Source organism: Cellulomonas uda (genome assembly GCF_006538705.1).
GTDB lineage: Bacteria > Actinomycetota > Actinomycetes > Actinomycetales > Cellulomonadaceae > Cellulomonas > Cellulomonas uda.
The window spans coordinates 1-12,428 of the sequence record NZ_BJLP01000029.1 but is presented as its reverse complement, the minus strand read 5'-3'; the positions used below and the strand labels follow the sequence as shown (position 1 = coordinate 12,428).

Sequence of the window (12,428 nt, the reverse complement as noted above, 5' to 3'; positions counted from 1 at the left end):
ACCTCCAGGACGTTCACGGGCTCGGCTGCGCTCAGGACCCGGCCTCGAGCCGGGTTCATCCCTCTGGGCACAGACCGCGCGCCCAGGGTGGGGGACGGGGGCGGGGTCAGTTGCTCCGCAGACAGCAGCACATGCACATGGACGTGCGGGCACGCGCAGCCGACTCGGCACAAGGCCGACAGCACCGCACGAACCCGGACTCGATCACGCGTCGAGGTTCACACGGTGTCGCCCGATCGGGGAGTCCCAGACCGGATGATGAGACGCACATGACACGATGCGGACGCGGGATGGGTCACGAGGTGGACGTACCCTGGACGACCGTGACGGACCTCCAGCCGGACCCGACGCACGGTCCCCACCCGGCCGTGCGCTCGCTCGCCGCGAGCGCCCCCACGGTCGCGGCCGACCGGCTCGTCGCCGAGCTCGTCCCGCCCCCGCACTTCGCGGGCGCGTCCTTCGAGTCCTACGTGCCCGACCCGGCGCACCCGAGCCAGGCCGCCGCGGTCGAGCGCCTGCGCCGCGCGACGGACGCCGTCGTCGGCTCCGCCGGTTCGTCGTGGTGGCGCCGCAGGCGCGCCACGCCCGAGGCCGTCTACCTCGACGGCGGCTTCGGCGTCGGGAAGACCCACCTGCTCGCGGCGCTCGCGCACGCGGTGACCACGGCGGGTGGGCGCGCCGCGTTCGGCACGTTCGTGGAGTACACCAACCTCGTCGGCGCGCTCGGGTTCCGGCAGACCGTCGAGGCGCTCTCCGCCTACCGCCTGGTCTGCATCGACGAGTTCGAGCTCGACGACCCGGGCGACACGGTCCTCATGTCCCGCCTCCTGCGCGAGCTCGCGGACCGCGGCGTCGCGCTCGCGGCGACGTCGAACACGCTGCCCGAGTCGCTCGGCGAGGGTCGGTTCGCCGCCGAGGACTTCCTGCGCGAGATCCAGGCGCTCGCGGCGCGGTTCGACGTGCTGCGCATCGACGGTGAGGACTACCGGCACCGCTCCGTCGAGCACGGGGACGCGCTGCCCGACGACGCCGTGCGCGCGGCGGTCTCCGGACGCCCCGGCGCGACGCTCGACGACTTCTCCGCGCTGCTCGCGCACCTCGCGACCGTGCACCCCTCGAAGTACGGGGCGCTGCTGGACGGCACGACGCTCGTCGGGCTCACGGGCGTCGGGCCGGTGACCCGGCAGGAGGTCGCGCTGCGCCTCGTCGTGCTGGTCGACCGCCTCTACGACCGTGACGTGCCCGTGCTGCTCGGGGGTGGCGGGACGCAGGGCCTGTTCAGCGACGAGATGCTGCGCGGCGGCTACCGCAAGAAGTACTACCGCGCGCTGTCCCGGCTCGGCGCGCTCGCGTCGGCCGGAGCCGCCGCGGCCGGCTGACGCAGCACCTCGCGCGCCAGCGGATCCGGCGACCCGAAGCGGTGCGCGGTCATCGCGACCGCCTGCTCGCGCAGGAGGGGCGCGAGCTCGACGCGCCCGGACTCGGTCACCGGGTGGTCCCACACGGCGACGTCGGGGCGACCGCCGGTCGCGGCCACGACCGACGCCTCGGTGGCCCCCACGAGCCGCACGCGCGCGCCGTCGAGCGCCGCGACGCGGGCCAGCCACGCGGCCTCGACCTCGACGTGCAGCCCGTCCGCGACCGTCCGGACGGCGTTCGCGACCCGCGGCGGCAGCGGTACGTCGCTCGAGACGACGACGCGCGTGCCGGCGGCCGCGGCGGCGGCGACCACCCGCACCAGCCCGGGCAGCCCGACGAGGTCGTCGCCCACGGTCGGCCCCTCGAACGCGAGGCGGACGAGCACGCCCGGGCCGTAGGGCAGGTGTCGCAGCACGTCGCGCTCGGCGGACAGCCCCGTGACGTCCCGCGGGGCGAACCGCGTCGCGAGCGCGTGCGCGTCGTTGCGCGCGGCCCGCTCGACCGCGTCGGCCGACGCCGGGGGCAGGTCCGCGCGCGCCGCGGCGACGAGTGCCTGCACCCGCGGGTCGGTCACGTCGGCACCGCGGCGCGCCCGCGCGGGACGCCAGGAGCCCAGGACGTCGAGGTACCCGGGCCCACCGGCCTTGGCACCCGGCCCGACGGCCGAACGCTTCCACCCGCCGAACGGCTGTCGCCGCACGATCGCGCCCGTGATGCCGCGGTTGACGTAGAGGTTGCCCGCCTCGACGCGCTCGAGCCAGGTCGCGATCTCGTCGGCGTCGCGCGAGTGCAGCCCCGCCGTCAGGCCGTAGTCGACGGCGTCGACGATCTCGAGCGCCTCGTCGAGGTCCGCGGCCGTCATGACGGACAGCACGGGCCCGAAGTACTCGGTGCGGTGCGACCGCGACCCGGGCCGCACCCCGACCCGCACACCGGGCGTCCACACCCGCCCGGCGTCGTCCAGGCGCCGCGGCGCCAGCGCCCAGGCCTCGCCCGGGTCGAGCTCCGTGAGGCCCGCGAGCAGCTTGCCCGAGGCGGGCTCGACGAGAGGCCCCAGCTGCGTGCGCGGGTCGTGGGCCTCGCCGACGACGAGCGACGACGCGGCGTCCAGGAGCTGGTCACGGAACCGGCGTGAGCGTGCGACCGACCCGACGAGCACCACGAGCGACGCGGCCGAGCACTTCTGGCCCGCGTGCCCGAACGCGGAGGAGACGACGTCCTTGACCGCGAGGTCCACGTCGGCGCTGGGCGTCACGACGATCGCGTTCTTCCCGCTCGTCTCGGCGAGCAGGCGCAGGTCGGGGCGGAACGACCGGAACAGCGCCGCCGTGTCGTACGCGCCCGTGAGGACGACCTGGTCGACGCCGGGGTGCGCGACGAGCGTCCGCCCGAGCGTGCCCTCGTCGACCTGCACCAGGTGCAGCACGTCGCGCGGGACGCCCGCCTGCCACAGCAGGTCTGCGAGCACGGCACCGCAGCGCTGCGACTGACCCGCGGGCTTGAGCACGACCGACGAGCCCGTCGCGAGTGCCGCGAGCGTCGAGCCCGCCGGGATCGCGACAGGGAAGTTCCACGGGGGAGTCACGAGCGTGAGCCCCACGGGCTCGAACCGCGCGCCGTCGACGCCGTCGAGCCCGCGTGCGAGCTCGGCGTAGTAGTGCGCGAAGTCGACGGCCTCGGAGACCTCGGGATCGCCCTGCTCGAGCGTCTTGCCCGCCTCGGCCGCCATCACCTCCAGGAGCACGTCCCGGTGCTCCTCGAGCACGTCGCCCACGTGGTGCAGCACCCGCGCACGCTCGTCGGACGGCAGGGCCGCCCACCGTGCGGCGCCGGAACGCGCGGTCGCGACGACGGCGTCGACCTCGTCCGACGAGCGCAGCCACGCGCCCGCCGCGGCGTCGACGCCGAGCGTCGAGCCGGGCACACGCGACAGCACGGCCCGTGCGCGGGCGCGGTTCTCGGCGACGGCCGGATCGGTGTCCGGCGTGCTCGCGAACCGGCCCAGGGTCGGGCGGGGGACCGCGGCGTACCGGTCGGGCACCCGGTGCCGCTCGGGCGCCTCGTCGTCGATCGCCGCGACCGACGCGAGGAAGCGGTCGCGCTCGCGGTCGAGCAGGCGCTCGTCGGACCCCAGGTCGAACACCGCGGACAGGAAGTTCTCGCTCGACGCGCCCTCCTCGAGCCGGCGGATGAGGTAGGCGATCGCGACGTCGAACTCGGCCGGTGCCACGACGGGCGTGTAGAGCAGGAGCCCGCCCACGTCCCGCCGCACGACGTCCGCCTGGCCCGGTGCCATGCCGAGCAGCATCTCGACGTCCACGGCGTCCCGGACGCCGCGCCGCCCGGCGAGCAGCCACGCGTACGCGACGTCGAACAGGTTGTGGCCAGCCACACCGAGCCGCACGTTGCGCACGCGATCGGGCGTCAGCGCCCACTCGAGCACGCGCTTGTAGTGCGTGTCCGACTCCCGCTTGGTGTGCCACGTCGCGAGCGGCCACCCGTGCAGCTCGGCCTCGACGCGCTCCATGGGCAGGTTGGCGCCCTTGACGAGCCGGACCTTGACGGGCGCGCCACCGCGCGCGCGACGTGCCGCGGCCCAGTCCTGCAGGCGCCGCATCGCGGGCAGCGCGTCCGGCAGGTACGCCTGCAGCACGACACCCGCCTCGAGGTGGAGCAGCTCGGGCTCGTCGAGCAGCCGCTGGAACACCGCGAGCGTCAGGTCCAGGTCGCGGTACTCCTCCATGTCGAGGTTGACGAACGTCGTCGGCGACGAGGACGCCGCCAGCCGGTACAGCGGGCGCAGCTGCTCGACGACGTGCGCGACGGTCTCGTCGAACGCCCACGGCGCGTGCGGCGCGACCACGGACGAGACCTTGACCGACACGTAGTCCACGTCGTCGCGTGCGAGCAGCGCCATGGTGCCGTCCAGCCGCCGTCGCGCCTCCCGCTCGCCCAGCACCGCCTCGCCCAGCAGGTTGATGTTGAGCCGCACGCCTTCCGTCCGCAGCCGCGCGATCGCCCGGGTCAGCCCGCGGTCGCTCGCGTCGACCACGAGGTGCCCGACGAGGTGCCGCAGCACGCGACGGGCCACGGGCACCACGACGTCGGGCAGCGCCGGTGCCAGCGCACCACCGGCGCGCAGGAGCGCACGCAGCGGAGGCGCCAGGAACCGCGGCGCACGCGCCGCCAGATCGTGCAGCGCCGCCGCCGCGACGCGCGTGTCCTGCGGCCGGACCACCCCGTCGACGAACCCGACGACGAACGCGAGCCCGTCCGGGTCCCGCAGCGCCGCCGCGAGCTGCGCGGCCGACGAGTCGGGCCGATGGCCGGCCGACTCGCGCACCCAGCCGCGGACGAGCTCGACCGCCTCGAGTGCGAGCGCCTCGCGCTCGAGGCGCGGGTCCGGCACGTCCTGGCGGCCGTCGGGGTCCGTGTCGGACGAGAGCGTCATGGCAGTCCTTCGTGAGGCGGCGTCGAGCGGAGCGGGCCGGGGGTGGTGGCCCTGCACCGACAATGCGGCCTGCGAGCCGCCCGCGCCAGACCGAGCGTGCCCTGGCTCCGCCGGCCCGCGGCGCCCGGACCACAGGTTGTCAGCGGTCCAATCGGGTGAACTGCGGACATCTCGACCGTGAGCGGGGTGCGTGACCACCACGCTGCGTTCGGATCTGATCGCAGCCCAGCCCGGTGGTTCGCCCTCCTCGCTGAGTGGGACCGGGGGGGCTCGTGCGTGTGTCGAGTCGTGGTCTTCGCGTCATGGGCGCTGGGCTTGCGGGTGTGCTCGTGGCGGTGGCTGCTTACGCGGTCGGTGAGGTGGCCGGCGGGTCGTCGGCGGGGTGCAGTGAGACCGAGGCACCGGACATCGAGTCGGCGCTCGTCCTCGCACAGAGCTGCGGACAGGTCGACCTGGGGAACACCTACGGCGCTGTGCAGCTCGCGGCGCGGGCGTGGACGTGCCCGGTGAGCGGCAGTTCCTCGACAAGACCCGAGACCCCAGCACCGGTCTGACACAGGTCGGTGCACGCTACTACGACGAGGCGACCGGACGGTTCATCTCGGTCGACCCCGTGCTGGACCTGACCAACCCTCAGCAGTGGAACGCCTACGTCTACGCGAACAACAACCCGACCACCTGGTCCGACCCCACCGGACTGTTCAGCTGGGGCTCGATCGGGGACGTCCTGAGCGGGTTCGGCAAGGGTACGTTCAACACCGTCGCGTCCGTCGCGCAGTCGTTCAACCCGGCCTCCGTCGTGCAGTCCATCGCCGCGATGCCCGCCATCGCGAAGGAGAACGGTGGCGGCGCGTGGGGCTGGTACACGTCTGCGACGTTGACCTTGAACCCGATGTACGGCGCGGTCGCGAGCGGCTACTCGACCGTGGACGCGGTCAAGGACGGCAACGTCGAGGCGGCGGCCTTCCACGCCACCAGCGCAGTCCAAAGCACGGCGATCGCCGCCGCCACCGTGTACCTGCCCGTCAAGGGCGGAATCGGCGTCATGACCGGCAAGGGAGCCCGCCCCACCACCACGATCAGCGAGACGCCCCATGCTACGGTCCCCAAGACAACACCGCCTGACCTGCCCCAGGCCGCCGCAAAGTCTGCGGACGAGTTCGTCGACCTAGCGTCAGCGTCGCGTCGTAGTCATATCCTTGACGGCCACCGCTATGGCGGGGAGGCCGGCAACACCTGGTTCCCCAAGGGCTGGTCGGACGACAAGATCATGCACTCGATCTCGGACATCGCGACTGACCCATCGCTCACCTGGGTTCAGCAAACGGGTCGAGCAGGCGCAGCGTTCACACGCGGCGGTGCGCCAGTCAGATACACCGTCGAAGGCGTCCGAGACGGGGTCAAGATCCGGGTCGTCCTCGAACCCGGCGGCGAGGGCATCATCACGGGGTTCCCGATTCCATGACCACGACACCGACTCCCGAGCAGATGACCGTCCGACTCCATAAGGCGATGGACGCAGCCGTTGGGCTCACCCCGGATGACATCAGCAACGTGCAGTCGCTGATCGATGTGGGCGAGTGGCTCGTAGCCTTCGAGACACTGTGCACCCAGATCTACGAATGGGAGATAGGGCTCGAGCCCGACGTCATTCGTGACCTCGAGGGTCTCGGTGCGGTGCTCGGCGCTCGCCGCGAGCTCACCGATCATCTGTGGGAAGACGCTGCCGATGCGTAGCAGGATCGGGACCCTGATGGCCGCGGTGATCGCCGCAGTGCTGGCTCTGCTTGCAACTCCAACGTCTAACGCCGTCGCTGTCGCTCCAGGAGAATCGTTCCCCGGCTACGCCTACGACGGCACCCGCGCTTCCGAGCCGTTCGACGACACCGCAGCGGAGCGTGGGCCTCCCGGGCCTAACGACCGTGCAATGACATACGACGCCGTCGACCGTTGGTCGCACGGCGCTTCGGCGTCCCCGGATATCGCCACACCTGGACCTACGAGGACCTACACCGCCCCCGGCGGTCCCCCGCAGGTTGTCGAGGCTGCGGGCAAGACCCAGGCGGGAGCCCGGGCTGACGTCGGGGGCCTTTCGTCGCTCGCGCGAGCCGGTGTTGCCGCAAACACCGCACGAGCGGCGGACGCGGTGCCCAACCCGACGCCCGTCTACAGGCCCAATGGCGCTCCGGACCGGAGCAGCCCCTGGTACGTGAGCTATCGCGACGCCGATGGCAACGTCCAGACGGTTGGGAACCTCAACGGAGTTCACGCTGAGGTACGTATCCAGCAGATGCAGCCTGGCGCTCCGATGAGTCGCCCATTCGGCTGGCGCACGCTCGACAGCAGCGCGGGGCCGCAGTGGGTCGAAGGCACCGTGTGTCGGGGGTGTCAGGTCTATCCGCGATCCCTGTTCCCCCCGGGTACCGGAGGGGCACCGGGCGGGCCTTGGGGAGACTGAAGTGGTGAAGCCGATCGCCGAATGCGTGATCGATGCCGTCGATTGGTCGACGTATCGGGTGGCTGGTGGTTCAGCAACCATGCTTGGAGCAGCGCTTCGCGACCTCCTGGTGAGTTCGGACGTCGGCGAGGCGTCGGTGGCGTGGAATGAGATCGAAGAGCACGTCTTCTCGCAGGGGACGATCTACTCGGCGGCTGAGCCGACGGTGTCCGTGGTGCTTGCTGCTCTGACGGAGGACCAGCCGTCCTGGCGAAGCGGCCGGATGTTGGATCTCTTGTTCTTCATCGTGAGAGGCACGTCGGTGACGGACTCGACCCTGCAGTCTCGCTGCAGGGACCGTGCGCGTGAGGGGCTCTGGCTGCTCGCGCGATGGGCACTGGCGCATGAAGGGTGGGCGCGAGACAACGCCCTGGAAGTGATCGAGGTCGTCGCGCCTGATCGGATCGAGTTGATCCGCTCGGCGCTGGCTGCGCGTTGATCTCGTCTGGGCGCGGGCCGGCCGGAGGATAAGCCGAGTCAGGAGGTGTCTTCGGCGTTGATCGGCTGGACGCGGCCGCGAGCGAGGAGGTCCACCCTCGCCAGTACGGCGGGGAGCCGGTTCGGTCCTGTCATCGCAGCGACGATCCGTGCCGCCTCAGCGGTTGTGAGCCCTCCGGCGGCCGTGACGTAGAGGGGTCGGGTCGCGGCGCCGCGGATCACCTCGGCTGCATGTGTCGCGGTGCGGAAGGGCGTCTTCGCGACGCCGATGACCGGAATGCCGATTGCGGCCGCGGCGTGCGCTCCGAGCCCTGGGCGGCCCGATGGATCGAGAGTGGCATAGCCGTCGATGACCAGGAGCTCGAGCGGTGGACCGAGTGCCAGGACCGCTTGGATGCACGGTAGTTCCCGCTTGAAGAGTGCACCCGGCTCGTATGGTGCCGTCCGGGCGATGGTGGCGACGTGCTCGGAGGACACCGTCGAGAAGGTGAGTTCTCGACAGGCGACCAGGGCGGCTCTCGCTCTACCCGCGTCGTCGTAGTGAACGTCTACGGCGCCGACCGTCGTTGCGTCGTGCACGGGGTTGGTCAGCTGGCGTCGGTGGTCAGGGCGCGGAGTTTGGTCTTGGTGACGAGGGCGTCGAGGACTTTGAGTAGTGCGGCTTGGTCGTCGGGGGGCAGGGTGGCGAAGGCTGTGAGCTGGTCGGCCAGGGCGTTGGTGGGGGCGTGCTGGGGCCGGCGGGGCGCGTCGGGGACGACGAGGTAGTCGACGGCGACGTCGAAGGTCTCGGCGATGCGGACGACGGTGTCCAGGCCGGGGGCGACCTTGCCGCCTTCGTAGCGGGAGACCTGGCGGGCGTCGGAGTCGATCTTGGTGGCGAGGTCGGCTTGGGACCAGCCGGCCTGGGTGCGTAGCTCGCGCAGGCGGTGGGGCTGGAACGCGCTGGGCATGTCGTGGCCTCCGTGGTCGTCACGTGAGGGCCATTGTGCTGCGTGGATGACGGTCATGTGTGCCTCCGGTGGCGTGTGCTGTTGCCACCATGGCATGGCCTGTTGCCACCGAACGCAATCGAGAGTTCTTCGGAGGGCACGGCGTGGCGCGGATCCCGGAGGCCGAGCTGGCCCGGCTGAAGGCCAAGGTGTCGGTGGCCCAGTTTGGTGGAGGGTTGCGGGGTCGAGCTGTCCCGGCAGGGCAAGGACCTGGTGGGTCGGTGCCCGTTCCACGACGACGGGTCGCCGTCGCTGGTGGTCTCGCCGGGGAAGAACTTGTGGCACTGCCTGGGGGCGTGTCAGGCCGGTGGTGGGCCGGTGGACTGGGTGATGACCGCCCAGGGGGTCTCGTTCCGGCACGCGGTGGAGCTGTTGCGCGAGTCCTCCCCGGCGCTGGGGGTGCTGGCGGCGCCGAGGGTGGCGGGGGCGGGTCCGGTGGTGCGGTCGACGGCGGCGAAGCTGCCGGCGTTGGTGGCGCCGGATGCGGCGGATCGGGTGTTGGTGGGTCAGGTGGTCGCTCATTACGCGGCGGCGTTGGCCGGGCATGAGACAGCGCAGGGGTTCCTCGCGCGGCGGCGGATCGACCACCCGGAGGCGATCGAGACGTTCCAGGTGGGGGTCGCGGACCGGACGCTGGGTTACCGTTTGCCGTCCTCCCAGGTCCGAGACGGCCGCGCGCTGCGGGCCAGGTTGCCTGGCGGTCCCGGCCGACCTGGTGCGGTTCACCCGCCGTCAGCTGCGCGAGCACCTCGCCGCGACGGGGGCGGGATGGGGGGACACCCAGCTGAAGGTCCACCTGGCCCGCCTGGTCGACCTCGAGCTCCTCGTCGTCCACCGCCTGACCTCCGGGGCGTTCGGCTACGAGCTCACCTGGACCCCACCCACCACCGGCGAGGTCGGGGGGCGGTTCCTGGCCGGCCTGACCGACCCCACCACCCTCACCTCCGAGCCAAGCACCCATGCGCCGTCCGCCTACGACACCGGACCGGCCGGGACCCCAGGCCCGGTGGTCGGGGTCTGGTCGGGGCCCGGTCGGCCACTGGTCGGCTCCCGGTCGCACCCCACCGGTGACGCTCACGACGTGTCCGAGGGTCCGTGGGCCGGTGTCTCCCGGGTCGCGGCGGGAGGCCGGTGATGGGCCGGCGCGGGACCCACACCCCCCAGACCATCCCCGGCGACCCCGGCGACAGGCACGGGTTCCCCGCGCTGGTGAGCGAGTTCTGCACCGACCTCGCGGCCAGGGGTTACTCACCGGCGACGATCCGGGCCCGCCGCCAGGCCCTGGCCACCCTCGCGGCCTGGCTCGCCGACCGGGGGGTGACCCGCCCGGTCGAGGTGACCCGCCCGATGCTGGTCCGCTACCAACGCCACCTGTTCCACTACCGCAAGACCAACGGCCAGCCGCTGTCGTTCCGGTCCCAGAACGCCCGCCTGCTGCCCGTCCGAGCGTTCTTCAAATGGGCCGTGAGGAACGACCACCTGGCGTCCAACCCCGCCGCGGACCTGGAGCTGCCCAAGGTCGAGCACCGCCTCCCCAAACCCGCCTTGACGACCGGGGAGGCCGAGCAGGTCCTCGCCATCCCCGACACCACCACCACGTCGGGGCAGCGGGACCGGGCCATCCTGGAGACCTTCTACGGCACCGGGATCCGCCGCGCCGAGCTCGCCCACCTCAACCTGCGCGACCTGGACACCGAGCGCCGCACGTTGACCGTCCGCCAGGGCAAGGGCCGCAAGGACCGGATGATCCCCATCGGACCCCGCGCCCTGTCCTGGATCGACCGCTACCTCACCTCGTCCCGGCCCCGCCTGGCCGGCGCGGACGACGACGGGACGCTGTTCCTGACCGTGGACGGCACCGGGTTCTCGTTGGACCGGCTCACCCAGCTGGCCCGTGACCACGTCACCGCCTCCGGGGTCGGCAAGCAGGGGGCCTGTCACCTGTTCCTCCACACCCTGGCCACCCTCATGCTCGAGGGCGGGGCCGACATCCGCTACATCCAGGCCATGCTCGGCCACGCCGAGCTGTCCACCACCCAGATCTACACCCAGGTGAGCATCAGGGCCCTGCAAGCCGTCCACACCGCCACCTTCCCCGCCGCCACCACCCACCCCCCACGACGAGCCCCGGCCCTCGTGAACCTCACCAGCCACGACGACCACGACGCCCCGAAGGTGTCGGCGTCCCAGCTGCTTGCTGCTCTGGGCCAAGAACTCGACGAAGAGAACCGCCCACACCCCGGATCAACCCCACCGACCTGACCCGGCCCAGGGGTCCACTCCGCTGTCGTCCGCGATTCATGGACGATCAGAGCTGCTACTCCTCTTGCACTACGTGTTCACGCCCGCCCCCGTCATCGCCCCCGGGCGCCCGCGTCATCGGTTCCGTCATCGCCGCCGTCATCGACACGGGCCTCCCAGAGCCCCCGCTCCCGGCCCTGGCGCTGCCAGACTCAGGTCCATGACCACCTCGACCCGCCGCGCCCACGCGCCGGCCTGGGTCCTGGCCTTCCTAGCCGCCGCTCTCGCCGTCGTCCTCGGCCTGTTCACCGCCGGACCGGCGTCGGCAGCCACCCACTCCACGGCACAGAACGCCGTCGGGGCATCAAGCACCGCGGCCCAGGTTGCCGTCGAGCCATCAGCGAGCATCACCGCAGGTCAGCGGCTAGGGAAGGACCCCCCGCGGCTCCGGATCGTGGTGGCTACCGGTGTTGCCCCAAAGACAGCAGACCATGTCCTGCCGATCGGCTCGGGGCCACAGAAGGCATGGTCGGTCCTGAATCGGATTGACGCGAAGGGCGCGCCGCTCCCGGGGTACAAGGGCGGCTCCGTCTTCAAGAACTCGCAAGGTCGCCTGCCGGAGACTCCAGGCGTCACGTATCGAGAGTGGGACGTGAATCCGTACGCCAAGGGTGTCAAGCGAGGGCCAGAGCGGATCGTCACCGGCAGCGACGGCTCGGCCTACTGGACGGGCGATCACTACAACACGTTCGTGATGTTCCGAGGGGCGACACAGTGACGGACTACTTGGCGCTGAAGAAGGTCGAGGCCAAGTTCCGGCCTCTGCTGCTCGAGGGTGACGTCCAGTCGGTCGGATCCGCAGTTAGCGGCTGGCTCGAGTCCGGCTTGACCGCTCGTGTCGTCCGCGGTCGCAAGATGCGAACGCTCGGCGGCCTGTTCGACGAGTTCGCCGCCGCGCTTCAGTTCCCGCTCTACTTCGGGGAGAACGAAGATGCGTTCAACGAGTGCATCGCCGAACTGGAGACGCTGCCTGCGGGCGAGGGCTACGTCGTGACCATCACCGAACCGGAGCAGATTCTCGCGGACGCAGATGCCGCAGCGCTCAGCTGGCTGGCTCGCTCGCTGGCGTCAGCAGCCGAGGGATGGGCTCAACCGGTCGAGCTCGGCGAATGGTGGGATCGACCCGCGACCCCGTTCCATGTGGTCCTCGTGGGAGCACGCGAGCAAGTCGAGAGCGCTGCCCGTCGATGGTCGAGCGCCGGTGCAGAGCCAGTGCCTTTCGACGGTCCTGATGGTGGCTGAGCAGATCGCCATCAGGGAGTCTGAGAACTGACGCCGCGACGGTAGTCGCGGCGGGGTTGCGCCGGCCGTAGCGGGGTTCGTGCTCGGCCGG

The 12,428-nt window shown here is 71.7% G+C and carries 11 protein-coding genes and 1 pseudogene; 9 read left to right on the top strand and 3 right to left on the bottom strand.

Annotated features, from left to right (window positions below; translation table 11 throughout):
• Nucleotides 1-323 precede the first annotated feature (323 nt).
• A complete protein-coding gene (gene zapE / locus CUD01_RS09565) occupies nt 324-1,379 on the top strand; it encodes a cell division protein ZapE (RefSeq protein ID WP_371860778.1) in 1,056 nt (351 codons plus the stop codon).
• Here the strand turns inward: zapE and CUD01_RS09560 are convergent.
• Nucleotides 1,319-4,870: a bifunctional proline dehydrogenase/L-glutamate gamma-semialdehyde dehydrogenase gene (locus CUD01_RS09560; RefSeq protein WP_141320606.1), complete on the bottom strand. Its 3,552-nt coding sequence runs from the start codon at nt 4,868-4,870 to the stop codon at nt 1,319-1,321. The two genes, zapE and CUD01_RS09560, sit on opposite strands and share 61 nt — an antisense overlap.
• Nucleotides 4,871-5,363: 493 nt before the next feature.
• Here CUD01_RS09560 and CUD01_RS16845 point away from each other — a divergent pair, with 493 nt between their 5' ends.
• The 3 genes from CUD01_RS16845 (at nt 5,364) to CUD01_RS09545 (ending at nt 7,806) form a co-directional block, all read left to right on the top strand.
• A complete protein-coding gene (locus CUD01_RS16845; RefSeq protein ID WP_141320604.1) occupies nt 5,364-6,335 on the top strand; it encodes an RHS repeat-associated core domain-containing protein in 972 nt (323 codons plus the stop codon).
• Nucleotides 6,332-6,607 (top strand): MafI family immunity protein, encoded by a 276-nt coding sequence (locus CUD01_RS09550; RefSeq protein WP_232514669.1) that lies wholly within the window; start codon nt 6,332-6,334, stop codon nt 6,605-6,607. The genes CUD01_RS16845 and CUD01_RS09550 overlap by 4 nt, the downstream gene beginning before the upstream one ends.
• Before the next feature lie 725 nt (nt 6,608-7,332).
• Nucleotides 7,333-7,806: a hypothetical protein gene (locus tag CUD01_RS09545; protein ID WP_141320602.1), complete on the top strand. Its 474-nt coding sequence runs from the start codon at nt 7,333-7,335 to the stop codon at nt 7,804-7,806.
• Between the two features lie 38 nt (nt 7,807-7,844).
• On the opposite strand, the gene CUD01_RS09540 is transcribed toward CUD01_RS09545, so the two are convergent.
• Both CUD01_RS09540 and CUD01_RS09535 read right to left on the bottom strand, forming a co-directional pair.
• Nucleotides 7,845-8,384 (bottom strand): endonuclease V, encoded by a 540-nt coding sequence (locus CUD01_RS09540; protein WP_094180153.1) that lies wholly within the window; start codon nt 8,382-8,384, stop codon nt 7,845-7,847.
• A gap of 8 nt (nt 8,385-8,392) precedes the next feature.
• Nucleotides 8,393-8,812: a helix-turn-helix domain-containing protein gene (locus CUD01_RS09535; RefSeq protein ID WP_166771999.1), complete on the bottom strand. Its 420-nt coding sequence runs from the start codon at nt 8,810-8,812 to the stop codon at nt 8,393-8,395.
• A gap of 150 nt (nt 8,813-8,962) precedes the next feature.
• Here CUD01_RS09535 and CUD01_RS17395 point away from each other — a divergent pair.
• The 5 genes and pseudogenes from CUD01_RS17395 to CUD01_RS09505 form a co-directional block, all read left to right on the top strand.
• Nucleotides 8,963-9,163, top strand: a pseudogene (locus CUD01_RS17395) (CHC2 zinc finger domain-containing protein); the annotation flags it as partial.
• Between the two features lie 346 nt (nt 9,164-9,509).
• A complete protein-coding gene (locus CUD01_RS17090) occupies nt 9,510-9,929 on the top strand; it encodes a hypothetical protein (RefSeq protein ID WP_141320598.1) in 420 nt (139 codons plus the stop codon).
• Nucleotides 9,930-10,003: 74 nt separating this feature from the next.
• Nucleotides 10,004-11,056 carry a site-specific tyrosine recombinase XerC gene (gene xerC / locus CUD01_RS09515; protein WP_208404934.1) on the top strand — a complete coding sequence of 351 codons (1,053 nt, stop codon included), beginning with the start codon at nt 10,004-10,006 and terminating at the stop codon, nt 11,054-11,056.
• A 199-nt stretch (nt 11,057-11,255) separates the two neighbouring features.
• Entirely contained in the window at nt 11,256-11,813 is a 558-nt protein-coding gene (locus CUD01_RS09510) for a guanyl-specific ribonuclease (RefSeq protein WP_141320594.1), read from the top strand.
• A complete protein-coding gene (locus CUD01_RS09505) occupies nt 11,810-12,337 on the top strand; it encodes a barstar family protein (RefSeq protein ID WP_141320592.1) in 528 nt (175 codons plus the stop codon). The genes CUD01_RS09510 and CUD01_RS09505 overlap by 4 nt, the downstream gene beginning before the upstream one ends.
• The last annotated feature ends 91 nt before the right edge of the window (nt 12,338-12,428 follow it).